Below are 22,914 nucleotides of genomic sequence, written 5' to 3'. Positions count from 1 at the left end.
CGTCCGGCCCGCCTCGCCGCGGGTTCCCGTGCGCGGGAAAAGTAGACTGGGGCCATGGTCATCCTCAGCATCGAACAGGACCCCGGCCGTCCCTCTCAGGGCGGCGGCACCGACACCCTCGACCGCGAGCTCGAGGAGCTCCTCGAGCAGGAGACGATCGAGCCCGGCGATCACGAGCGCTTCTCGCACTACGTGAAGAAGGACAAGATCCTCGAGTCCGCCATCAGCGGCAAGCCCGTGAAGGCGCTCTGCGGGAAGAAGTGGCTGCCCGGCCGCGACCCCGAGAAGTTCCCGGTCTGCCCCGACTGCAAGCGCATCTACGAGGGCATGAAGCCCGAGTAGTCCGGCACCCGCGCCGGGCGCCGCCTCAGGCGGTCGCGCCCTCGTCGGTCGGGATGGCGGCATCGCCCGCGCGCAGGCGGAAGGCCTGCGCCGGCAGGTCGCGCACGACGCGGGCGTGGTGCGCACGGGCGGCGGCGGTGCCCTCGGGCCCGAGCCAGCGCGGATCCGGCTCGCCCCCCTCGACCAGCGTGACGACGAGGTCGCGATCGCCGGGGAGCGGCGCGGGGTGCGGGCCGACCGTCACGAGCTCCGAGGTCGCGATGCCCTGGGCGTCGTGCCGGCGCAGCGCGCCCTTGAGCCCGCCCCGGCTCTGCTTGCCCGTCGACCTCTTGGCGACGGGCACCCACTCGCCGGCGCCGCCTGCGGGACGGTGCGCGACGAGCTTGAAGACCATGCCGGCCGCGGGCGCGCCGGATCCGGTGACGAGCGAGGTGCCGACGCCGTAGGAGTCGACGGGCGACGCCGCGAGGCCGGCGATGCCGTGCTCGTCGAGGTCGTTGGTGACGGTGATCCGCGTGCCCGTCGCGCCCAGCGCGTCGAGCTGCGCGCGCACCTCGCCGACGAGCACCGGGAGGTCGCCCGAGTCGAGCCGCACCGCGCCGAGGCCCGTGCCGGCGACGCGGACAGCGGTCTCCACGCCCTGCCGCACGTCGTAGGTGTCGACGAGGAGCGTCGTGCCGGCGCCGAGGGCGTCGACCTGCGCGCGGAACGCCTGCTCCTCGGTGTCGTGGAGCAGCGTGAAGGAGTGGGCGGCGGTGCCCATCGTCGGGACGCCCCAGGTCCGCCCCGCCTCGAGGTTCGAGGTGGCGCTGAAGCCCGCCACGAAGGCGGCCCGCGCGGCGGCGACGGCCGAGCGTTCGCCCGTGCGGCGGGACCCCATCTCGGCGAGCGGGCGTCCGCCGGCGACCTGCACCATGCGGGCGGCCGCGCTCGCGACCGCGGAGTCGTAGTTGAGGACGCTGAGCACGAGGGTCTCGAGGATCACGCCGTCGGCGAAGGGCGCCTCGACCGTGAGCAGCGGTGATCCCGGGAAGTACACCTCGCCCTCGCGGTAGCCGGTGATGCGGCCGCGGAAGCGGTAGTCGGCGAGCCAGGCCAGGGCCTCCTCGCCCACGACGCGCTCGGAGCGCAGGTACTCGAGCTCCTCGTCGCCGAAGCGGAAGTCGCGGATCAGCTCGAGGAGCCGGCCGGTGCCGGCGACGACGCCGAAGCGGCGGCCGTTCGGCAGCCGCCGGGCGAAGCACTCGAACACGCACTCGCGGTCGTGGGTGCCGGCCTTCAGCGCGGCGTCCAGCATCGTGAGCTCGTACCGGTCGGTGAGGAGGGAGGTCGCCTGGTGCACGCGCCCAGCCTAGGGCGGCGCGTCGCCGGCGGTCCGATCCGCCGGGCGGCGGTCCGATCCGCCGGGCGAACGCGTCCCGCCGATGACGGTGGTGCGGCCTAGGTTCGTGCCATGCAGCGCACCCGATGGATCCTGGCCGACCAGCTGGGCGACCACTTCGACGACGGCGGTCCGATGCTGCTCATCGAGTCGCGCGGCCTCCTCGCCCGCCGGCCGTACCACCGGGCCAAGGCGCACCTCATCCTGTCGGGCATCCGGCATCGGGCCCGCGCGCTGGGCGACCGCGTCGAGTTCCACCAGGTGGACCACTACCGCGAGGTCGTCCAGGACCGCCACGACCTCCAGGTGATCGACCCGACGTCGCGCGGGCTCCGACGGCTCGTGGCCGAGATCGAGGCGGAGGTGCTGCCGAGCCGCGGCTTCGTCACGAGCGAGCAGGAGTTCGCCGAGTGGATGGCGGGCCGCACGACGGACCGCCTCGTGATGGAGGACTTCTACCGCTGGTCGCGCGCCCGCACCGGCATCCTCATGGACGGCGACCATCCCGTCGGCGGCCGCTGGAACTACGACCACGACAACCGCGAACGGCCCCCGAAGGGCGCCGCGACCCTCGGGCTGCCGGAGCCGTGGTGGCCCGAGGAGGACGACATCGACGCCGAGGTGCGCGCCGACCTCGACGAGTGGGAGCGGAAGGGCCTCGTCCGGTTCGTCGGCGAGGACGGGCCGCGGCGCTTCGCCGTCACGCCCGAGGAGGGCCGCCTCGCGCTCGACGACTTCGTGGCCAGCCGCCTCAACGACTTCGGGCCCTTCGAGGACGCGTCCCTCCGCGGCGACTGGACCATGGCGCACTCGCTGCTGAGCGCCACCATGAACATGGGCGTGCTGGACCCCGCCGACGTCATCGATCGCATCGTCGCCGAGCACGCGGCGGGCCGTGCGCCCATCGCGAGCGTCGAGGGCATCGTGCGGCAGATCATGGGCTGGCGCGACTACGTCTGGCACCTCTACTGGGCGTACGAGGACGACTACACCTCGCAGAACCGGCTCGACGCGCACCGGGGCGTGCCCTCCGCGCTGCGGCAGCTCGACGCCTCCGGCATCGAGGCGGCCTGCCTCTCCCATGTGGTCGACAAGGTGCGCACGCACGGCTGGGCGCACCACATCGAGCGGCTGATGATCCTCGGCAACCTGGCGCTCCAGCGCGGCTACGACCCGGCCGCGATGAACGACTGGTTCATCGACTCCTTCGTCGACGGCACGCCCTGGGTCATGCCGGCCAACGTCGTCGGCATGGCGCTGCACGCGGACGGCGGCCGCATGGCGACCAAGCCGTACGCGGGCGGCGGCGCCTACATCGACCGCATGTCGGACCACTGCGGCAGCTGCCCGTTCGATCCGAAGGTGCGCGTGGGGCCCACGGCGTGCCCGTACACGGCGGGCTACTGGTGGTTCCTAGACCGCAACCAGGAGCGGCTGCGCGGCAACGCGCGCATGGCCCAGCCGCTCGCCGGGCTCCGGCGCCTGAAGGACCTCCCGGAGCTCGTCGCGCAGGAGGACGCGCGGCGGTCGCTGTGACGGGGAGCGCGGCGGCCGCGGCTCCGGACGCCGTCGGACCCGCCGGTAGGCTGGCGGGATGAGCGACGCGCCGATCGGGATCTTCGACTCCGGCGTCGGCGGCCTCACCGTGGCGCGTGCGGTCGCGACCCTGCTGCCGCGCGAGTCGATCATCTACATCGGCGACACCGCGCACACGCCGTACGGCGACAAGCCCATCGCGGACGTCCGCCGGTACGCGCTCGCGGTGCTCGACGACCTGGTCGAGCGGGGCGTCAAGATGCTCGTCATCGCCTGCAACACGGCGTCGGCCGCGATGCTGCGCGACGCCCGCGAGCGCTACGACATCCCGGTGGTCGAGGTGATCCAGCCCGCCGTGCGAACCGCGGTGAGCGTCACGCGCAACCACCGCGTCGGCGTCATCGCCACCCACGCCACGGTCACGAGCCGCGCCTACGACGACGCGTTCGCCGCGGCCCCTCACCTCGAGCTCACCTCCGCCGAGGCGCCGCTGTTCGTCGGCTTCGTGGAGCGCGGCGAGACCTCCGGGCCGGAGCTCATGGCGGCCGCCGAGGGGTACCTCGCGCCGCTGCGCGCCGCGGGGATCGACACGCTCGTCCTCGGCTGCACCCACTACCCGTTCCTCGAGGGCGCCATCTCGCTGCTCATGGGCCCCGACGTGACCCTCGTCTCGAGCGACATCGAGACCGCGAAGGACGTCTACCGGGAGCTCGTGTCCGCGGGCCTCGAGCGCCGCTCCGACGCGCCGCCCGTGATCCGCTACGAGGCCACCGGCGGCAGCGCCTCCGACTTCGAGGCGCTCGCGCACCGCATGCTGGGCTCCGGCGTCAGCCACGTGGAGCTCGTCGAGACGGGCGCCATCACCCTTCCCCGTCGACCCCGGACGGACGCGGCGACGCCTCCGGACGCGGACGTCACCCGCCCATCCATCCCCGATCCGAGCTGAGGCCGCCCATGACCGACGACACCCCCCGCCACGACGGCCGCGCCGCCGACCAGCTGCGCGAGATCACCATCGAGCGCAACTGGAGCGAGCAGGCCGAGGGATCCGCCCTCATCTCCTTCGGACGCACCCGCGTCCTCTGCACCGCGTCCTTCACGAACCGCGTCCCGCGCTGGAAGGCCGGCAGCGGCCAGGGCTGGGTCACGGCCGAGTACGCGATGCTGCCGCGTGCCACGAACGAGCGCATGGACCGCGAGGCCGTCAAGGGCAAGGTCGGCGGACGCACGCACGAGATCTCGCGTCTCATCGGCCGCAGCCTCCGCGCCGTCGTCGACATGAAGGCGCTCGGCGAGAACACCATCGTCATCGACTGCGACGTGCTCCAGGCCGACGGCGGCACCCGCACCGCCGCGATCACGGGCGCGTACGTCGCCCTCGCCGACGCGCTCGAGTGGGGCCGCGAGAGGAAGTTCATCGCGCAGCGCGCGACGCCGCTCAAGGACAGCGTCGCCGCGGTGTCGGTCGGCATCGTCGACGGGAAGCCGCTCCTCGACCTCGCCTACGTCGAGGACGTGCGCGCCGAGACCGACATGAACGTCGTGATGACGGGCAGCGGATCGTTCGTCGAGGTCCAGGGCACGGCCGAGGGCGCGCCCTTCGATCGCGCCGAGCTCGACGCGCTCCTCGACCTCGCGCTCGGCGGCGGCACCACGCTCACCGCGCTGCAGGCGCAGGCGCTCGGGCGCTGAGGATCCCGCCCGTGATCCCTCTCGTCCTCGCCACGCACAACGCCCACAAGGTCGAGGAGCTGCGTCGGATCCTCGGCGCCCGCCTCGACGGCATCGACCTCGTCGCCTACGACGGCCCCGAGCCCGTGGAGGACGGCACGACGTTCGAGGAGAACGCCCTCATCAAGGCGCGCGCCGCAGCGCTGCACACGGGCCGGGCCGCGCTGGCGGACGACTCGGGCATCGGCGTCGACATCCTCGGCGGATCGCCCGGCATCTTCTCGGCGCGCTGGGCCGGCCCCGCGCGCGACAGCCGCGCGAACCTCGAGCTCCTGCTCGGGCAGCTCGCCGACGTGCCGGACGCGCACCGCGGCGGCCGCTTCACCTGCGCGGCCGCCCTCGTCGTGCCCACCGCCGAGGGCCTCGTCGAGCGGACCGCGCTCGGCGTGTGGGAGGGGAGCGTGCTCCGCGAGGTCGCGGGGGAGGGCGGCTTCGGCTACGACCCGATCTTCCGCCCGGCCACCGGCGGCGCGAGCGCGGCGGCCCTCAGCGCCGACGAGAAGAACCGCGTCAGCCACCGCGCGCTGGCCTTCGACGCGATCATGCCGGTCGTCCGGCGGGAGCTCCTCGGCGAGGGCTGACCCACAGGTCCCGCCCTCCTGAGAGCGGGACTCGTTCCCGACTGCGTCGCCGGCTGGATCCGCATGACGGCGGGCCCGTACGGTGGACGCATGGGCTCCGGATCGCACGACCACGGCGCGGCCACGACCGACCGTCGTCGCCTCGTCGTCGCGATCGCGATCACCGCCACCGTGCTGGTGGTGGAGGTCGTCGGCGCCCTCGTCTCCGGCTCCCTGGCGCTCCTCGCGGACGCCGGGCACATGACGAGCGACCTGCTGGGCCTCGGCATCGCCCTGGCCGCCACGATCATCGCGGCGCGTCCCGCGACCGACCGGCACACGTTCGGCTTCCAGCGCGGCGAGGTCCTCGGCGCGCTCGTCAACGGCCTGATCCTCGCGGTCGTCGCCGTCTTCGTCGCCATCCAGGGCATCCAGCGGCTGCTCGCGCCGGAGGGCCCCGCGGTCGACGGCGGCGTCATGCTCCTGGCCGCGGGCATCGGCCTGGTGGCGAACGTCGCCGCGCTGCTGGTGCTGCGCGGGGGAGCGGGCAGCTCGATCAACCTGCGGGGCGCCTACCTCGAGGTGCTCGGCGACGCCTTCGGATCCGTCGCGACCATCGTCGCCGGCGTCGTCATCGCGCTCACGGGCTTCGGCCGCGCCGACGCCATCGCCTCGCTCGTCATCGCGGCGCTCATCGTGCCGCGGGCGGTCGTGCTGCTGCGGGAGGTCGTGCGGGTCCTCAACGAGTCGACGCCCGTCGGCACCGAGCCCGAGCGGATCCGCGCCCACCTGCTCGAGACGCCCGGCGTCACCGCGGTGCACGACGTGCACGTGTGGGCCATCACGTCGGGATCGCCCGTCTTCACCGCCCACGTGGTCGTGGAGCAGGAGGTGTTCCGCGACGGACGCACGGGCGAGCTGCTCGACCGCCTCGCGGGCTGCCTGGACGACCACTTCGACGTCGAGCACAGCACGTTCCAGCTCGAGCCCGAGGAGCACGCCGGGCACGAGCACCGGCACCACGTCTGATCCGGGCGCACCGCGGCGGGTGCCGTCGTGCCGGCGCGCGGGAGCGCGGCGGTCGCGGATCAGCCGGGCTCAGCGCCGCGGGTCGTTCGAGGGGTCCTGGTCGAAGTACTCGGGCGCGAGCGCGAGCTCCTCGCCGTCGTGGGCGATGCCCGCCGCCTCCTCGTCGCGCGCGTGCTTGCGGGCGCGGAGGAAGTGGATCACGGTGGGCACCGCGGTGACGAACACGGCGCCGAGCAGGACGTAGTCGATGTAGTGCGTGACGAAGTCGCGGATGGGCGGGAAGCCGTTGAGCAGGTGGCCCAGGAAGGTGAGGCCCGCGCCCCAGATGATCGCGCCGATCGCGTTGTAGAAGGAGTACTTGCGGTAGTCCATGTGGCCGACGCCGGCCGCGATGGGTGCGAAGGTGCGGATGATGGGCACGAACCGCGCGGCGATGACCGCGAGCCCGCCGAAGCGCGCGAAGAACGCGTTCGTGCGCACGACGTTCTGCCGGCTGAAGATGCCGGAGTCCTTGCGCTCGAAGACCTTGGGCCCCGCCTTGTGCCCGATGAGGTAGCCGACCTCGCCGCCCGCGAAGGCGGAGAACGCGATCGCGAGGCAGACCCACCAGATGTCGATGCCCGTGATCCCGGGCAGCGTCAGCCCCGCGATGACGAGGAGCGTGTCGCCGGGGAAGAGGAAGCCGAAGAGCAGGCCCGTCTCGGCGAAGATGATGAGGCAGATCCCGATGAGGGCGAATCCCCCGAACGACTCGATGAGGGTCGTCGAGTCGAGGAAGTCGAAGAGCTGGGGATGCACGTGGGGGCTCCAGTCGTGGTGAGCCGCGGCGGTGCTGGACGACCGGCGGCAGAGCACAGGATATCGGGACCGGCCGCGTGCGCGTCGGGAGTGCGGCACCCCCGGTCGAGGGGCGCGATCCGGCTCAGCCGCCGAGCTCCGCGTGGCCGAAGAGCCCCGGCACGCCGCCCGAGTGCCAGAGCACGACGCGGTCGCCCGGGCCGATGGATCCGTCGCGCGCGGCGGCCGCCAGGCCCGCGGCCGCCCGCGCCGTGTAGGTGGGGTCGAGGAGGATCCCGGTCGTCCGCGCCACGAGCGTGAGCGCGGCCCGCGCGTCGTCGGGGAGGTGCGCGTACCCGGGGCCGACCCGGGCGTCGTCGATGCGGAGGCGGCCGGCGGCGATCCCCGTCCCGCGCTCCGCGAGGAACCCGGCGACTACCTCGCGCGGCCGGGCGACGGCCCCGCAGTGCACGCCGAGCACGCGCTCGGGCCCGAGCGCCTCGACGAGCCCGGCCATGGTCCCGCCGGACCCGAGCGCGACGACCACGTGGTCGACGTCGCCGACCTGCGCCGTGAGCTCGTGCCCCGCGTCGACGAAGCCCTGCACGGAGTGCGCGTCGGATCCGCCGAACGCCACCCGGTGCACGCGCGTGCCCGCCGCCTCGAGCTCCGCGACGACGGATCCGGCGCGGGACTCCGCGTCCTCGTCCCCCGACCACTCGATGCGCGCTCCGAACAGCCCGTCGAGCAGCACGTTGCCGCGCGCGGCGACCTCGTGGCCCTCGAGCACGAGCACGACGTCGAGCCCGAGCGAGGCTCCGGCCGCCGCGGTCATGCGCGCGTGGTTGCTCTGCGCGGCGCCCGTGGTGACCACGGTGGTCGCCCCGTGAGCAACGGCCCGGCCCAGCGAGCGCTCGAGCTTCCTGGCCTTGTTGCCGCCGCCGCCCCAGCCGATGAGGTCGTCGCGCTTCATGAGGAGCCGCTCGGGGTGCAGGCCGAGGGCCTCGGCGAGCCGGGGGACCGGGTGCACGGGCGTCGGCTCGGTCCAGAGGCGGAGGCGTTCGTCCACGGGCTGCTCCTCGTCGGGGGGGGGAGCGCCGCCGATCGGATCGGGCCCGTCGCCGGGCACCGCCCCTCGTGCGGGAGAAGGGACTTGAACCCTCACGCTCGAAAGCACAGGAACCTAAATCCTGCGTGTCTACCGATTCCACCACTCCCGCGGGTGCCCGACCAGCTTAGGACGCCCCCTAATATGTTGATCGTGACAACGAAGACACTGGTAGCAGGCATCGACTCCTCCACGCAGAGCTGCAAGGTGGTCGTCCGCGACCTCGACACGGGCGCCCTCGTGCGCTCCGGCCGCGCATCCCACCCCGACGGCTCGGAGGTGGATCCCGCTCACTGGTGGGACGCGCTCCTCGCGGCCATCGCCGACGCGGGCGGCCTCGACGACGTGGCCGCCATCTCCGTCGGCGGCCAGCAGCACGGCATGGTCTGCCTCGACGAGTCCGGCGCCGTCGTGCGCGACGCGCTCCTCTGGAACGACACCCGGTCCGCGCAGGCCGCCGCCGACCTCCGCGACGAGCTCGGCGCCGACGCCTGGGCGAGCGCCCTCGGCGTCGTCCCCGTCGCGTCCTTCACCGCCACCAAGCTCCGCTGGCTGCGCGACGCCGAGCCCGAGAACGCCGCCCGCGTCGCCGCCGTCGCCCTCCCGCACGACTGGCTGACCTGGCGCCTGCTCGGCCACGGCACGGGATCCCCGGACCTCGCCGCCCTCGCCACCGACCGCTCCGACGCGAGCGGCACCGCGTACTGGTCGAGCGTGACGGGGGAGTACCGCCTCGACCTCCTGGAGCGCGCCCTCGGCCGCGTCGTCGGCCTACCGCGCGTGCTCGGCCCCGGCGAGTCCGCAGGGCTGACGGGCGACGGGATCCCCGGCGTCCCGGCCGGCATCCCCGTCGGCCCCGGCGCGGGCGACAACGCCGCTGCCGCGCTCGGCCTCGGCGCGGTGCCCGGCGACGTGGTCGTCTCCATCGGCACGTCCGGCACGGTCTTCGCCGTCACGGCGGACCCCATCACCGACGCCACCGGCACGGTCGCCGGCTTCGCGGACGCGACGGGCAACTTCCTCCCGCTCATCGCGACCCTGAACGCGGCCCGCGTGCTCGACGGCGGAGCGCGCCTCCTCGGCGTCGACCACGCGCGGCTGTCCGAGCTCGCGCTCGAGGCCCCCGCGGGATCCGACGGACTCGTGCTCCTGCCCTACTTCGAGGGCGAGCGCACGCCGAACCTGCCCGACGCGACCGCGTCGCTGCACGGCATGACCCTCCGCAACTCGACGCCGGCGACCATGGCCCGTGCGCACGTCGAGGGCATGCTGTGCGGCCTGGCCGACGGCCTCGACGCGATCACGCGCCAGGGCGTCGAGGTGGAGCGCGTGCTCCTCATCGGCGGCGGGGCGAAGAGCCGCGCCGTGCGCGAGATCGCGCCGACGATCTTCGGCGTCCCGATCCACGTGCCGGACGCGGGCGAGTTCGTCGCCGACGGCGCCGCGAAGCAGGCCGCGTGGATCCTCACGGGCTCGGTGCCCGAGTGGCCCCTCGCGGGCGACGAGGTCTTCGACGCGCCGGGTGTGCCCGCGGTGCGCCAGGCGTACGCGGCGGCGAAGGCGGAGCTGGGGTACTGACGGCACCGCGTCGGCGCTGACGCGTCGGCCTGTGGACGGGCTCGGCGGGATCCGGTCCTGATCAGCATCCTGTGCGGGTGCAGACGCGGACCCCCCTCGACACCATCGCCGGTCGCGTGCGGGAGCGCCTGCGGGACGACGGGGCCGCGGCCGATCCGGCGGGCACGGCGGCCGTCGTGCGCGAGGAGGTCCGGCGGTTCGCCGAGCAGGCGCTCGGCTCGGACTCGCGGCTCGTCGACGACGAGGCGGCGACCGAGCGGCAGGTCCTCGCGCGCATCACGGGCTTCGGCGCGCTGCAGCCGCTCCTCGACGACGACTCCATCGAGGAGATCTGGATCAACGCCCCCACCCGCGTCTTCGTGGCGCGGGCGGGCGTGCCGGAGCTGACCCCGCTCGTCCTCTCGGACGCGGAGGTGCGCGACCTCGTGGAGCGGATGCTGCAGTCGTCCGGCCGTCGCGTGGACCTCTCCACGCCGTTCGTGGACGCGTCGCTGCCCGACGGCTCGCGGCTGCACGTGGTCATCCCGGACGTGACGCGCCGCCACTGGGCCGTCAACATCCGCAAGTTCTCCCGTCGCATCCGCGACCTCGACCATCTCGTCGCCCTCGGGAGCCTTCCGCTCCAGGCCGCCGAGTTCCTGCGCATGAGCGTGCGCGCGGGCCTCTCCATCGTCGTCAGCGGCGCGACCCACACCGGCAAGACGACCATGATCGACGCGCTCCTCGCGTCCGCGCGCGCATCCGACCGCATCGTCACCGTCGAGGAGACCTTCGAGCTGGATCCCGCCGGCCGCGACGTCGTCGCCATGCAGTGCCGGCAGCCGAGCCTCGAGGGGTCCGGCGAGATCACGCTGCGGCGCCTCATCAAGGAGGCGCTCCGCATGCGGCCCGACCGCCTCGTGGTCGGCGAGGTGCGCGAGGCGGAGTGCCTCGACCTCCTCATCGCGCTGAACTCCGGGGTGCCGGGCATGTGCTCGATCCACGCGAACAGCGCGCGAGAGGCCCTCGTCAAGCTCTGCACCCTGCCGCTGCTGGCCGGCCGCAACATCGACGCCGCGTTCGTCGTGCCGACCGTGGCCACGTCGGTCGACCTGGTGGTGCACCTCGAGGTGCTGCCGTCCGGCGCCCGACGGGTGGTCGAGATCCTGGCGCCCGGCGGTCGGCACTCCGGGATGGTCATCGAGGCGAGCTCGGTGTTCGCGCTGGAGGACGGCGTGCTGACCGCGACCGGCGGGCAGCCGGCGCACCTCGGCAAGTACCGCTCGGCGGGGCTCGACCCGCTCCGGATCCTGGTGGGCGCGCCGTGAGCGTCGCGCTCGGCCTGGCTCTCGGCGCCGGCCTCCTCCTCCTGGTCGCGCCGCGCCTGTGGCCGGCGCCGGAGGGCGGTGCCGGCCGTGGCCGCGGCATGACCGCGGCGATCCACGACCGTCTCACGCACGCGGGGCTTGATCGGGTGTCCGTCAGCTCCTTCCTCGCCATCTCGGCGCTCGTCGGCCTCGCGGCCGCCGTCCTGGCCGAGGCCCTCCTCCGCGTCGACGGCGCCGCGCTCGCCGCCGGTGCCGCCGGGCTGCTGCTCCCGTGGGTCGTCGTCGGCGCGCGGTCCACCGCGCGACGGCGCGCCCACCGCGACGTGTGGCCCGACGTCGTCGACCACCTCGTGAGCGCGGTCCGGGCGGGCATGGGGCTGCCGGACGCGGTCGCCTCCCTCGCGGTCGCGGGTCCCGCCGTGCTCCGGCCGGCGTTCCGCGAGTTCGCCTCCGTCTACCGCACCACCGGGAACTTCGCCGTCGCCCTCGACGAGCTCAAGGAGCGGCTGGCGGATCCCACGGCCGACCGCATCCTCGAGACGCTGCGCATGGCGCGCGAGGTCGGCGGAACCCAGCTGCCGGACGTGCTCCGCGGCCTCGCCCGGTTCCTCCGCGAGGAGGCCGCCATCCGCAGCGAGGCCGAGGCGCGGCAGTCGTGGGTCGTCAACGCGGCCAAGCTCGGCGTCGCCGCGCCGTGGATCATCCTGGCCCTGCTCTCCACCCGTCCCGAGGCGGTCGCCGCCTACGACACGGCCGCCGGCACCGTGGTCATCGTGATCGGCCTCGCCGTGTCGGCCGTCGCGTACCGGCTGATGCTCGCCCTCGGGCGCCTGCCGGAGGACCGGCGGTGGTTCGCATGACGGGGACGGAGTCCTGGGGCGCCGTCCTCGGCCTGATCGCGGGTCTCGGCCTCTGGTCGATGATGGGCGCGGTTCCGCGCTTCCGGCGTGCGCGCCTGCTCGACCGCGTTGCGCCGCACGTGCTCGACGTGTCGGAGGGTGCGCGCCGTCATCTGGCGCTCACCACGGTGCATCCGCTGCCCGTGCTCGGCACGCTCGGCGCCCCGGCCGTCGTCCCGCTGCGTCGCGGGCTCGCGCGCGTGCTCGGCGGCACCGAGCGCATCGAGCGGCTGCTGGGGCAGGCCGGATCCGCGGAGGACGTGGAGCGGCATCGATCGCGCCAGCTGGTGGGGCTCGTCCTCGGAGCGGCCGCGGGTGCGCTGATCGCCGCGGTCGCCGGCAGCGCCGCCCTCCTGGCCGGCGCCCTCCCGCAGACGCAGCTCGTCGCCGTCCCGGTCGTCGCCGCGGTGGCCGGGCTGGTCGCCTGCGACTCGGCGCTCGAGCGACGGGCGAAGCGGCGGATCGCCCGCATCTCGGCCGAGCTGCCCACCGTGCTGGAGTTCCTGGCGCTCAGCCTCGCCGCCGGTGAGGGGCTGCTCGACTCGCTCCGCCGCGTCGCCCGCGTGGGCTCCGGCGAGCTCGCGGGGGAGCTGGGGCGCGTCGTCGCCGACGTCGGCACCGGCATCGCCGTCACCCGGGCCTTCGACGATCTCGCCCGCCGTCTCGCCCTCCCGTCCGTCTCGCGCCTCGTGGACCAGCTGGCCGGATCCCTCGAGCGCGGCACCCCGCTGGCCGAGGTCCTCCGCGCGCAGGCCCAGGACGCCCGCGAGGTCGCCAAGCGCGAGCTGCTCGAGAGCGCCGGACGCAAGGAGGTGGGGATGCTCGTCCCCCTGGTGTTCCTGATCCTCCCGCTCACCATCGTCTTCGCGCTCTTCCCGGGCGTCTTCGTCCTGCAGCTCGGGCTGTAGGACGCCGTCCGCCGCCTACCCACCATCCGACACCGACCGAGAGGCAACGACATGACCGACGAACGAGGAACGCGGGGCACGGACGCGACGCCCGGAGCGCCGTGGGATGACGACCGCGGCGACGTGCCCGGCTGGGTGCTCATCACGCTCATGACGGCGGGGCTCGTCATCATCCTGTGGGGCGTCGCGGGGCCCCTGCTGCAGAACGTGTTCACCCAGGCCATCGACCGGGTCACGTCCTTCTGATGCGCGACGACCGCGGCTCGGCGCCCGCCGAGTTCGTCATGGTCGGTGCGCTGCTCGTCGTCCTCGCGCTGGCGGTGGTGCAGCTGGCGCTCGCGCTGCACGTGCGGACGACCGTCCTCGACGCGGCAGCCGAGGGGGCGCGGACCGCGGCGCTCGCCGGGGCCACGCGCGCGGACGGCGTCGAGCGGACCCGCGAGCTCATCACGACGGCCGTGGGGGAGCGGTACGCGCAGGACGTGACGGCGGGCACGGGCACGGCGCTCGGCCACGCGGTGGTCAGCGTGACGGTCCGCACGACGCTGCCGCTCGTCGGCCTCCTCGGCGTCGACCGCGGCCTGGAGGTGACGGGCCATGCGGCCGTCGAGCGCCTGGGCTGACGACCGGGGATCCGCGGCGCTCGAGTTCATCACGGCGGGCGTGCTCCTGCTCGTGCCGCTCGTGTACCTCGTCCTCGCCCTGTCCGCGATCCAGGGGGCGGCGCTCGGCACGGAGGGCGCGGCGCGCCAGGCGGCCCGGGTCTACGTGCGCGCGGACGACGACGCGACCGGCCGACGGGAGGCGCGGTCCGCGGTCGACGTCGCGCTCGCCGACCAGGGCGTGGCGCCCGACGGCATCGCGCTCGACATCACCTGCACCCCGGATCCGGCGCGCTGCCATGCGCCGCGGTCGCTCGTGCACGTGTCCGTCCGGGTCGCGGCGGCCCTGCCGCTCGCGCCGCCCGTGGTCGGCCCGGACTCGCCGGGCTCCGTCGCGGTCCACGGCGACGCGGACGAGCGCGTCTCCGTCTTCGCCCGCGGGGCCGGCTGATGCCGACGTGCGCGACGCGCCTCCGGGTCGCTGCGCGGTCGTGGTCGTGGTCGTGGTCGAGGTCGGCGCCGAGCGACGAGGGCTCGATCCTGCCGCTGGTGATCGCGTCCTGCGCGCTCGGGCTGGCCGTGATCCTCATGGTCTCCGCGGCGTCCTCGCTCTACCTGGAGCGCGTGCGGCTGTTCTCCCTGGCCGATGCCGCGGCGCTGGCGGGCGCCGAGTCCTTCGACGTGGACGGCGACGGCGGGCCCGTGGCCCCGGTCGCCGACGACGACGGCGTGGCGCTGCCGCCCTTGACGGACGACGGCGTCGCGGCTGCGGCCGCGGGCTTCCTGGCGGACGAGCCGACCGACGGCCTCCACGGCCTGCACCTCGACCGCGCCGTCACGCCCGACGGCCGGAGCGCGCGCGTCACCCTGTCCGCCACGTGGATCCCGCCCGTGGCCTCGCTGTTCGCCCCCGACGGCGTCCGCATCGACGTCACGAGCACGGCCCGCAGCGTGCTGGTCGGCCCGGGCGGCGCGGCAGCGGGTCCGGCTGGCGGCGGGTGAGCGGCGCAGCCGGAACGCGAGACCGGCCGCGCGTCAGCGCGCGGGTCGCGGCTTCCGCGGCACGTACCGCGGCACGTACCGGACGAGGATCCCGGCGCCGATGAGCCCGAGCACGCCCATCACGCCGCTGGCGACCGCGAGCGACGCGGCGGACGTGAGCGCGGCGATGAGGAGCGGGGACGCGGCGCTGCCGGCGTCGCCCGTGAAGCGCCAGGCGCCGAGGAAGGGGGCCGGGTCGTCCTTCGGGGCAAGGTCGGCGCCGAGGGTCATGAGGATCCCCGAGCCGATGCCGTTCGCTACCGACATGAACATGGCGACGCCGATGAACCACTGCACGCTCGTCGGCAGGTCGGGGGTGAGGGCGAGCACGAGGTAGCCGGCGCCGAGCCCGACCATCGACGGCACGGCGCTCCAGAGGCGGCCGAAGCGGTCCATGATCTGGCCGCTCGCGTAGAAGAGCGCGAAGTCCACGCCGCCCGCGATGCCGATGATGAGCGCCGTGTTCGCGTCCGAGATGCCGATGCTCACCGCCCACAGGGGGAGGAGCACGCCGCGGCCCGCGCGCATCGCGCCGATGAGGGCGGCGCCGGATCCGAGCTTCACGAGCACGCCCTTGAAGCGCCACAGCGTGCGGGCGAGGCCCGCCGAGTCGCGGGCCGGGGGAGCGGTGCCGGCGGACGCTGCGACCGACTCGTCGTCCTGCGGCTCGCCGCCGGTGGCGGGCGCGGCGCTCTGCAGGCCCGCGCGGTTGCGGCGGACGACGTCCATGGGATCGGGCAGCACCAGCAGCGTGACGGCGGCCGCGAGGCACGCGACGATGTGGATCGCGAACGCCGACTGCGACGCCCCCGTCAGGTGGATCACGCCGGCAGCCAGGAAGGGTCCCACGAAGTACCCGGCGCGGAAGGTGCCGCCGAGCGTGGAGAGCGCGCGGGCGCGGAACGCCTGCGGCACGAAGCTCGTCATGAACGCGTGTCGGGCGAGCGCGAAGACCGCCGTCGAGACGCCGATGAGGAACACGCCCACGCCGAGCACGAGCGGGTTCGGCGCGAGGAGGCAGAGCACCAGGCCGCCGATGGAGACGAAGGCCGCGCCGATCATGGCCGTCCGCTCGCCGATGCGGCTCACCACGGAGCCGCTCGGGATGTCGCCCACGAGCTCGCCGAGCATGATCATGCCGCCGATGAACGCGGCGATCGCGAGCGAGGCTCCGAGGCTGCCCGCGACGATCGGGATGATGGGGATGATCGCCCCCTCGCCGATGGAGAAGAGGAGTGCGGGGAGCAGCGCGGGGAGCGCGACCTGCCGCAGGGAGAAGGGGGTCTCGGGGCTCGACATCGCCCCCGAGCCTACGCGCGGGCGGGCCCCGCCCCGGACGTCGCCTGCGGCCCGGACGGTAGGCTGGGCGGCACCATGATCGACCAGGACTTCTCATCGCGGATCACAGAATTGCGCGACACCTACTCCAACATCCGCTCGGTCGTCGGCGTCGAGCGCCTGCAGCAGGAGGTCGAGGAGCTGAGCGCCCAGGCGGGCGAGCCGGACCTCTGGGACGACACGGAGAAGGCCCAGAAGGTCACGAGCGACCTGAGCCACCGCCAGTCCGAGCTGGCCCGCATCGACGAGCTGCAGCGCCGCCTCGACGACCTCGACGTGCTCGTCGAGATGGCCAAGGACGACGAGGAGTCCGCCGAGGAGGCCGTCGTCGAGCTCGCCGGCATCACGAAGATCATGGACGAGCTCGAGGTGCAGACGCTCCTCAACGGCGAGTTCGACCCGCGCCCCGCCGTCATCACGATCCGCGCGGGCGCCGGCGGCGTCGACGCCGCCGACTTCGCCGAGATGCTCATGCGCATGTACCTGCGCTGGGCCGAGCAGCACGACTACTCCGCCACCGTGCTCGACACCTCCTACGCGGAGGAGGCGGGCATCAAGTCGGCGACGTTCGAGATCGACGCCCCCTACGCGTTCGGCACGCTCTCCGTCGAGGCCGGCACGCACCGCCTCGTGCGGATGAGCCCCTTCAACTCCGCGGGCAAGCGCCAGACGTCGTTCGCGGCGGTCGAGGTCGTGCCGCTCATCGAGCAGACCGAGTCCATCGAGATCCCCGAGAACGACATGCGGGTCGATGTCTTCCGCTCGTCCGGCCCCGGCGGCCAGTCCGTCAACACGACCGACTCCGCGGTGCGCATCACCCACCTGCCCACCGGCATCGTCGTCACCTGCCAGAACGAGAAGAGCCAGATCCAGAACCGCGCCGCCGCCCTCCGGGTGCTGCAGTCGCGCCTGCTCCTCGTGCAGCGCGAGCAGGAGGCGGCCACCAAGAAGGAGCTCGCCGGCAACATCACGGCGAGCTGGGGCGACCAGATGCGCAGCTACGTGCTCGCGCCCTACCAGATGGTCAAGGACCTGCGCACGGAGCACGAGGTCAACAACCCGTCCAACGTCTTCGACGGCGACCTCGACGGCTTCATCTCCGCGGGGATCCGCTGGCGGAAGTCGCCCGACCGCGCCTGAGAGAGTCCGGGGGACCGCTCGGCGCGGTGAGTCGATGCGGCGAATGACCCCTCCCGTGCCTAGGGTCGTACCGACATGATCAGGTTCGACCACGTATCCAAGGTGTATCCCGGCAACCCCCGACCGGCGCTGAGCTCCGTCGACCTCGAGATCCTCCGGGGGGAGTTCGTCTTCCTCGTCGGCGCATCCGGGTCCGGCAAGTCCAGCTTCCTGCGTCTCGTGCTCAAGGAGGACCGGCCCACGCAAGGGACGATCCACGTCCTGGGCCAGCAGCTGAACCAGCTGTCGAGCCGCAAGGTCCCCTACTACCGGCGCAGCCTGGGGGTGGTGTTCCAGGACTTCCGGCTGCTCCCGAACAAGTCGGTGTTCGACAACGTCGCCTTCACGCTCCAGGTGATCGGCAAGTCGCGCGGCTTCATCCAGGAGGCCGTCCCCGACGTCCTCAACATGGTGGGCCTCAAGGGCAAGGAGCAGCGCCTGCCGCACGAGCTCTCCGGCGGCGAGCAGCAGCGCGTCGCGATCGCGCGCGCCGTGGTCAACAAGCCCGCCGTGCTCCTCGCCGACGAGCCCACGGGCAACCTGGACCCGCTGACGAGCGCGGGCATCATGCAGGTGCTCGAGCGGATCAACGCCAACGGCACCACCGTGATCATGGCCACGCACGACTCCGGCATCGTCGACCAGATGCAGAAGCGCGTCATCGAGCTGATCGGCGGCGAGGTCGTCCGCGACGAGATGGGCGGCCAGTACCAGACCTCCGCGATCGACCTGCCCCGCACGGCGGAGAACCCGGTCGGAGTGAACCCCGAGCACCCGCCCGTGGCCGCGCCGACGCCGGTGTTCGTGCCCGCGGCGCCGCTGCCGGCGCCCGTGCGCCCGACGGCGCCCGCCGAGCCCGCCACCGCGGCCGAGCGTCGCGAGCAGGCCCGGCGCGACAAGCAGCGCCGCGCCGAGGAGAAGGCCCGTGCCAAGGAGGCGGCCGCCCGCGAGGCGGCCGCCGCCAAGGCCGCGCGGAAGGCGCCCAAGGAGCGCCCCGCTGCCGTCGCCGCGCCGGCCGCGTCGACCACCCGGCCCGCCGCGCCCGTCGCTCCGGCCGCCGACGCGCCGGCCATCGTGCCGGCCACGACGCCCGTCCGCGACCCGGAGAGCGCCCGCGACGCGCAGCCCGCGTCCGACGCGCAGCCCGTCCGGGACGCGCAGCCGGACCGCACCCCCCGCGAGGACCCGCCGGTGTACGCGCCGTCGGCCTTCGCGGAGGCAGCCCGCGTGGATCCCGTCCCCGAGCGTGACGCCGACCGCGACCGACCCGCCCCGCCCGCGGAGGAGCGCCGCGAGGCCGAGCCCGTCCGCCCGGAGCCGACGGCCCCGGAGCCCACGCGCCCCGAGCCGCCGCGAGCGGAGCCGGTGCGTCGGGAGACCGTCGAGCAGGCGCCCTCGCGCGCCGTGCCGGTGATCCGCGACGAGGCGCCCGTCGTCGACGACACGCCGCCCGCCGCGCCCATTCCGCCCAGCAGGCGCAACGGCGGAGGCGCCGCCCCGGCCGCGCCGAGCACCGGATCCATCCGCCGGCTCCCCGAGGGCACGGGCGTCATCCGCCTCCCCGACCTGACCGGCGGCGAGGGCGGACCCGCGCCCGCCGGCGGGGACGACGACGCCGAGCTCGCCGAGCTCGGCCTGGCCGAGAAGCTGGGCCTCCGGGCCCGCGGTGAGTCGCCGGACGACACCGGCGCACAGGATGTGGGGCCCACGCGATGAGACTCGGACTCGTCCTCTCCGAGGTCGGCCACGGCCTCCGTCGGAACGTCAGCATGGTCGTCTCGGTCGTGCTCGTCACCTTCATCTCGCTCACGTTCGTGGGCGCCGCCGTGCTGCTGCAGATGCAGATCGGCCAGATGAAGAACTACTGGTACGACCGCGCCCAGGTCGCGATCGACTTCTGCACCGACACGTCGGTGCCGAGCGAGACGTGCGTCAACGGCAAGGCCACCCCGGAGCAGATCGACGCCGTGAAGCAGCGGCTCGACAGCGACACGCTCACCCCGTTCATCGACAAGTACTACTTCGAGGACCAGGACACGGCGTACAAGAACTTCCAGGAGCAGTTCAAGGGCGACCCCGTCACCGAGCTGGTCCAGCCGGAGTTCCTCAACGAGGCGTTCTGGGTGAACCTCAAGGACCCGTCGAAGTCGGACATCCTCAGCGACAGCCTCTCCGGGCTCGCGGGCGTCGAGAACGTGACCGACCAACGGCAGTACCTCGACCAGATCTTCTCGATCCTCAACGCGGCCAGCCTCACGGCCGTGGGGATCGCGGGCCTGATGCTCGTGGCCGCCGCCCTCCTCATCGCCACCACCATCCGGCTGTCCGCGTTCTCGCGGAGACGGGAGCTGGGCATCATGAGGCTGGTCGGGGCGTCGAACCGCTTCATCCAGACCCCGTTCATCCTCGAGGGCGTGTTCGCGGCCCTCATCGGGTCGGTGCTCGCGAGCGCGGCGACGGTGGCGCTCGTGCGCTTCTTCGTGCAGGGCTTCCTGAGCTCCCGGCTCACGTCGATATCGCTCGTGAACATGGACGACGCGCTGCTCGTGGTGCCGATCCTGCTCGGGGTGGGCGTGGTGCTCGCGGCCGTGTCGGCCAACTTCGCGATCAGCCGCTACCTCCGGATCTGATCCTCCGGTAGGCTGATGGGCTGCCCGGATCCGGGCGCATCCACCCGAACCATCGAGGAGTCCACCGTGCCCAGGGAACGTGGCGAGAAGGTGGTGGCGACCAACCGCAAGGCGCGCCACGACTACACCATCGAGTCGACCTACGAGGCCGGCCTCGTGCTCACGGGCACCGAGGTCAAGTCGCTCCGGCAGGGGCGGGCCTCGCTCGTCGACGGCTACGCGTTCGTGGACGCCGGCGAGGCCTGGCTGGATGCGGTGCACATCCCGGAGTACAACCAGGGCACGTGGAACAACCACCCCGTCCGGCGCAAGCGGAAGCTGCTCCTGCACAAGGAGCAGATCCTCAAGATCCACACGAAGGTCAAGGAGGGCGGCTACACGGTCGTCCCGCTCCAGCTCTACTTCGTCGACGGCCGCGCCAAGGTCGAGCTCGCCATCGCGAAGGGCAAGAAGGAGTACGACAAGCGCCAGACGCTCCGCGAGCGCCAGGACAAGCGCGAGGCGGACCGCGCGATGGCGTCGCACCGGCGCCTCGGCGACTGAGCCGCCCCCGGGTGGTGCGCCCGCCTCCGGCCGGGTAACATGGAGGGCTGGTCGTGGTGATCACGGCCGGTGATTGACAACTCGACAGCGTGGAACATGCGACCCGGCTCGGGTGCCTCTCGAGGCGCTCTGCCGTTCATGGGGATGATCGGTTTCGACATTGCCTGAATGACTGCGAGAAGCGGGTCGAGGATGCAGGGCTATCTCGTAAACGCTCTCTGCAAAATACAACTGCCAATAACAAGCAGTCGTCCTTCGCTCTCGCTGCCTAAGCGAGCGAACTAACAGGACCGTCGACCCGGTGATGCTCTCTATCCGGTAAGTCGGCGTCAGAAAAGGGAGCTCGCTGCGCGGTCGTGCCTCAGGGCCGCGCGGGACTCGAACTGGGGCTGGGCCCGTCGACGCAGATGCCAGGAGCAAGCGTCGGGGCCGAGCAGAACGCCTTTCCTGGCTACACCCGTAGAAGGCGCAGGATTACAGCAGTGGACCGGGGTTCGATTCCCCGCATCTCCACCATCGCGTCGCATGCTCCACGCTCGTCGAGGGTCCGGATCCGTCCGGACAGGCGAAGGCCCCGTCCATCGGACGGGGCCTTCCGTCTGTCCGGGGTTCAGCCGACCGGGCTGCGCGGCGCCGCCGGAGCGGGTGCGCCGGGATCCGACGTCGCGAGCGCGGGGGCCGTCGTCTCCACCGCGGGCGAGCCGGTGCGGCCGCGGCGCCGACGCGCACGCCCGCCGGACCGTCCGTACACGAGGTACATCGTGAGCCCCATGATGATCATGAGCAGCACCGTGTAGACGAACGTGATGCTCATCGAGTCGAGGTTGGCCTCGCCCTCGGTGCTCGCCTTGATCGCGATGCCGAGCGGCTCGTACAGCGGCTGGTAGAGGAACACGGCGGCGTCGTAGTCGTCGAGCAGGCTGTTGAAGTTGAGCGCCGTGATGGCCGCGACCGTGGGGATCACGAGCGGCACCAGCACGCGCCGGAACGTCGTGAGCGAGCGGGCGCCCAGGATCCGCGCGGCGTCCTCGAGCGACTGCGGCACGCTCGCGAACGCCGCCTTCAGGAGCCGCAGCGTGAACGGGACCTTCACGATGACGTACGCGACGAGCAGCAGCCAGGTCGTGCCCGTGAGCACCTGCCCGCCGATCAGCGGCTGCGGCCGGTCGAAGGTCTGCAGGAGCGCGAGCGCGATGAGGATCGTGGGCAGGATCCACGGGATGTGCAGCAGGTACTCGAGCGTCGCGGTGACCCAGTTGCGGTTCCGCTGGATCATGCGCGCGACGAACAGGAGGCCGGCCACCACGATCACGGCCGCCAGCGCGCTGTAGACGAGGCTCACGATGAAGGGGCGCAGCACGTCGGGCGAGCCGAGCACGGTCGCGTAGTTCCGCAGCGTGAACGAGTCCAGGGTGATGGTGCCCGTCTGCACGCTCTTCGAGTCGAGGAACGAGAACAGCACGATGAGGATCACGGGCAGCGCGTAGACGACGAACAGGGCGTACGCGACCACGTGCACGACGCCGTTCACGAACGGGTTCCGGATGCGCTGCTTCTCCAGCGGGGTCGCGACCTTGGCGACCGAGAAGTAGACGCCCGACTTCTCGACGCGGTTCATGATCGCGAGCAGCACGATCGTCGCGACGCCGAGCACGATCGCGAGGAGGGCCGCGAGGTCGCGGGAGCTCGTGCTCTTGGAGAACGTGACGATCATGGGCGCCACCGTCTGGAAGCCCGTGCCGCCGAGCACCAGGGGAGCGGTGAGGGCCCCGAGGCCCGTCAGGAACGTGAGCACGGTGACCGCGAAGATCATGGGCCGCAGCGCCGGCAGCACGATGCGGAAGAGGATCCGCCCGGTGCCCGCGCCCATGCTGCGCGCGGCCTCGATGGTCTGGTGGTCGATGGCCGCGAGCGACGAGCGGAGGAACAGCATGTGGTTCGTGGTGGTCGCGAAGGTCATCACGATGACGACGGCGAAGTAGCCGGAGAACCAGTCGGGGTCGAGGTCCGGGAAGACGCGCTGGGCGATCGCCGTGACGAACCCGTAGCGCCCGTAGATGAAGTTGTAGCCGGCCGCGAGCACGATGCCGCCGTAGATGAGCGTCGTGGCGTAGCCGAGCCACAGCACGCGGGATCCGCGCACGACGAAGTACTCCGTCACCAGCACGATGAAGATGCCGACCACGTTCACCGTGATGGCGAGCGTGACCGCGAGCAGCAGGCTGTTGCCGACGCTGCGCATCGCCCGGTCGGAGCTCACGAGCTTCTCGAGCGCCCGGCCGCTGAACGCGCCGTCGGGGAAGAACGTCGTGACGAGCAGGTTGGCGTTCGGGAAGACCAGGAAGGTGACGACGAACCACAGCGCGGCGATGAGCACCACGACGCCGAGGGGGGAGCGCAGCAGCGCGCGGACGGGGGTGCGCAC

23 protein-coding genes, 1 tRNA gene and 1 other RNA gene are annotated in these 22,914 nt (G+C 73.1%); 19 read left to right on the top strand and 6 right to left on the bottom strand.

Translation table 11 applies throughout. From position 1 onward, the window contains the following. Window positions 1-54 precede the first annotated feature (54 nt). Window positions 55-342 (top strand): DUF3039 domain-containing protein, encoded by a 288-nt coding sequence (locus ACMT9T_RS03640; protein WP_414744273.1) that lies wholly within the window; start codon window positions 55-57, stop codon window positions 340-342. Window positions 343-367: 25 nt separating this feature from the next. On the opposite strand, the gene ACMT9T_RS03635 is transcribed toward ACMT9T_RS03640, so the two are convergent. After that, entirely contained in the window at window positions 368-1,684 is a 1,317-nt protein-coding gene (locus ACMT9T_RS03635; protein WP_414744272.1) for a nicotinate phosphoribosyltransferase, read from the bottom strand. 111 nt (window positions 1,685-1,795) lie between these two features. Between ACMT9T_RS03635 and ACMT9T_RS03630 the strand changes: the two genes are divergently transcribed. The 5 genes from ACMT9T_RS03630 to ACMT9T_RS03610 all read left to right on the top strand — a co-directional run bounded on the left by ACMT9T_RS03630 (window position 1,796) and on the right by ACMT9T_RS03610 (window position 6,579). Further along, window positions 1,796-3,259, top strand: a complete 1,464-nt coding sequence (locus ACMT9T_RS03630) for a cryptochrome/photolyase family protein (RefSeq protein WP_414744271.1) — start codon at window positions 1,796-1,798, stop codon at window positions 3,257-3,259. 58 nt (window positions 3,260-3,317) lie between these two features. Further along, on the top strand, window positions 3,318-4,205 hold the full coding sequence (gene murI / locus ACMT9T_RS03625; protein ID WP_414744270.1) for a glutamate racemase: 888 nt from the start codon (window positions 3,318-3,320) through the stop codon (window positions 4,203-4,205). Window positions 4,206-4,213: 8 nt separating this feature from the next. Then, window positions 4,214-4,951, top strand: a complete 738-nt coding sequence (gene rph / locus ACMT9T_RS03620; RefSeq protein WP_094130802.1) for a ribonuclease PH — start codon at window positions 4,214-4,216, stop codon at window positions 4,949-4,951. An 11-nt stretch (window positions 4,952-4,962) separates the two neighbouring features. Next, window positions 4,963-5,571, top strand: a complete 609-nt coding sequence (locus ACMT9T_RS03615) for a non-canonical purine NTP pyrophosphatase (RefSeq protein WP_414744269.1) — start codon at window positions 4,963-4,965, stop codon at window positions 5,569-5,571. 90 nt (window positions 5,572-5,661) lie between these two features. After that, window positions 5,662-6,579 carry a cation diffusion facilitator family transporter gene (locus ACMT9T_RS03610; RefSeq protein ID WP_414744268.1) on the top strand — a complete coding sequence of 306 codons (918 nt, stop codon included), beginning with the start codon at window positions 5,662-5,664 and terminating at the stop codon, window positions 6,577-6,579. 69 nt (window positions 6,580-6,648) lie between these two features. On the opposite strand, the gene ACMT9T_RS03605 is transcribed toward ACMT9T_RS03610, so the two are convergent. The 3 genes from ACMT9T_RS03605 to ACMT9T_RS03595 all read right to left on the bottom strand — a co-directional run bounded on the left by ACMT9T_RS03605 (window position 6,649) and on the right by ACMT9T_RS03595 (window position 8,576). Continuing rightward, the gene (locus tag ACMT9T_RS03605) at window positions 6,649-7,377 is read right to left on the bottom strand and encodes a DedA family protein (RefSeq protein ID WP_414744267.1); all 729 of its coding nucleotides are present in this window, start codon (window positions 7,375-7,377) and stop codon (window positions 6,649-6,651) included. Between the two features lie 124 nt (window positions 7,378-7,501). Beyond that, entirely contained in the window at window positions 7,502-8,425 is a 924-nt protein-coding gene (locus tag ACMT9T_RS03600) for a pyridoxal-phosphate dependent enzyme (RefSeq protein WP_414744266.1), read from the bottom strand. Window positions 8,426-8,494: 69 nt separating this feature from the next. After that, window positions 8,495-8,576, bottom strand: a tRNA-Leu gene (locus ACMT9T_RS03595). 32 nt (window positions 8,577-8,608) lie between these two features. Between ACMT9T_RS03595 and xylB the strand changes: the two genes are divergently transcribed. The 8 genes from xylB (at window position 8,609) to ACMT9T_RS03555 (ending at window position 14,760) form a co-directional block, all read left to right on the top strand. Next, window positions 8,609-10,042 (top strand): xylulokinase, encoded by a 1,434-nt coding sequence (gene xylB, locus ACMT9T_RS03590; RefSeq protein ID WP_414744265.1) that lies wholly within the window; start codon window positions 8,609-8,611, stop codon window positions 10,040-10,042. Window positions 10,043-10,113: 71 nt separating this feature from the next. Next, complete coding sequence (locus tag ACMT9T_RS03585; protein ID WP_414744264.1) at window positions 10,114-11,349, top strand: TadA family conjugal transfer-associated ATPase; 1,236 nt, start codon at window positions 10,114-10,116, stop codon at window positions 11,347-11,349. Beyond that, complete coding sequence (locus ACMT9T_RS03580; protein ID WP_414744263.1) at window positions 11,346-12,209, top strand: type II secretion system F family protein; 864 nt, start codon at window positions 11,346-11,348, stop codon at window positions 12,207-12,209. Before ACMT9T_RS03585 ends, ACMT9T_RS03580 begins: the two co-directional genes overlap by 4 nt. Further along, a complete protein-coding gene (locus ACMT9T_RS03575) occupies window positions 12,206-13,156 on the top strand; it encodes a type II secretion system F family protein (RefSeq protein ID WP_414744262.1) in 951 nt (316 codons plus the stop codon). Before ACMT9T_RS03580 ends, ACMT9T_RS03575 begins: the two co-directional genes overlap by 4 nt. Before the next feature lie 51 nt (window positions 13,157-13,207). Continuing rightward, window positions 13,208-13,402: a hypothetical protein gene (locus tag ACMT9T_RS03570; protein ID WP_414744261.1), complete on the top strand. Its 195-nt coding sequence runs from the start codon at window positions 13,208-13,210 to the stop codon at window positions 13,400-13,402. After that, complete coding sequence (locus ACMT9T_RS03565; protein ID WP_414744260.1) at window positions 13,402-13,779, top strand: TadE/TadG family type IV pilus assembly protein; 378 nt, start codon at window positions 13,402-13,404, stop codon at window positions 13,777-13,779. The genes ACMT9T_RS03570 and ACMT9T_RS03565 overlap by 1 nt, the downstream gene beginning before the upstream one ends. After that, the gene (locus ACMT9T_RS03560) at window positions 13,754-14,209 is read left to right on the top strand and encodes a hypothetical protein (protein WP_414744259.1); all 456 of its coding nucleotides are present in this window, start codon (window positions 13,754-13,756) and stop codon (window positions 14,207-14,209) included. Before ACMT9T_RS03565 ends, ACMT9T_RS03560 begins: the two co-directional genes overlap by 26 nt. Then, the gene (locus tag ACMT9T_RS03555; RefSeq protein WP_414744258.1) at window positions 14,209-14,760 is read left to right on the top strand and encodes a pilus assembly protein TadG-related protein; all 552 of its coding nucleotides are present in this window, start codon (window positions 14,209-14,211) and stop codon (window positions 14,758-14,760) included. Before ACMT9T_RS03560 ends, ACMT9T_RS03555 begins: the two co-directional genes overlap by 1 nt. A 33-nt stretch (window positions 14,761-14,793) precedes the next feature. Here the strand turns inward: ACMT9T_RS03555 and ACMT9T_RS03550 are convergent, their stop codons facing one another. After that, on the bottom strand, window positions 14,794-16,098 hold the full coding sequence (locus tag ACMT9T_RS03550; RefSeq protein WP_414744257.1) for an MFS transporter: 1,305 nt from the start codon (window positions 16,096-16,098) through the stop codon (window positions 14,794-14,796). A gap of 75 nt (window positions 16,099-16,173) precedes the next feature. On the opposite strand from ACMT9T_RS03550, the gene prfB reads away from it, so the two are divergent. The 5 genes from prfB (at window position 16,174) to ssrA (ending at window position 21,005) form a co-directional block, all read left to right on the top strand. Continuing rightward, a complete protein-coding gene (gene prfB / locus ACMT9T_RS03545) occupies window positions 16,174-17,277 on the top strand; it encodes a peptide chain release factor 2 (RefSeq protein WP_116054983.1) in 1,104 nt (367 codons plus the stop codon). A 75-nt stretch (window positions 17,278-17,352) separates the two neighbouring features. Beyond that, window positions 17,353-19,032 (top strand): cell division ATP-binding protein FtsE, encoded by a 1,680-nt coding sequence (gene ftsE / locus ACMT9T_RS03540; RefSeq protein WP_414744256.1) that lies wholly within the window; start codon window positions 17,353-17,355, stop codon window positions 19,030-19,032. Then, entirely contained in the window at window positions 19,029-19,946 is a 918-nt protein-coding gene (ftsX, locus tag ACMT9T_RS03535; protein ID WP_414744255.1) for a permease-like cell division protein FtsX, read from the top strand. Before ftsE ends, ftsX begins: the two co-directional genes overlap by 4 nt. 66 nt (window positions 19,947-20,012) lie before the next feature. Continuing rightward, on the top strand, window positions 20,013-20,489 hold the full coding sequence (gene smpB / locus ACMT9T_RS03530; protein ID WP_043672741.1) for an SsrA-binding protein SmpB: 477 nt from the start codon (window positions 20,013-20,015) through the stop codon (window positions 20,487-20,489). A gap of 140 nt (window positions 20,490-20,629) precedes the next feature. Further along, window positions 20,630-21,005, top strand: a transfer-messenger RNA (tmRNA) gene (gene ssrA / locus ACMT9T_RS03525). Window positions 21,006-21,099: 94 nt separating this feature from the next. Here the strand turns inward: ssrA and ACMT9T_RS03520 are convergent. Then, window positions 21,100-22,914: an ABC transporter permease gene (locus ACMT9T_RS03520; protein WP_414744254.1), complete on the bottom strand. Its 1,815-nt coding sequence runs from the start codon at window positions 22,912-22,914 to the stop codon at window positions 21,100-21,102.

The organism is Clavibacter vidaverae, assembly GCF_047529985.1.
In the GTDB taxonomy this organism is placed as follows: Bacteria; Actinomycetota; Actinomycetes; order Actinomycetales; family Microbacteriaceae; genus Clavibacter; species Clavibacter nebraskensis_A.
This window is presented reverse-complemented; position numbering and strand designations above follow the sequence as displayed.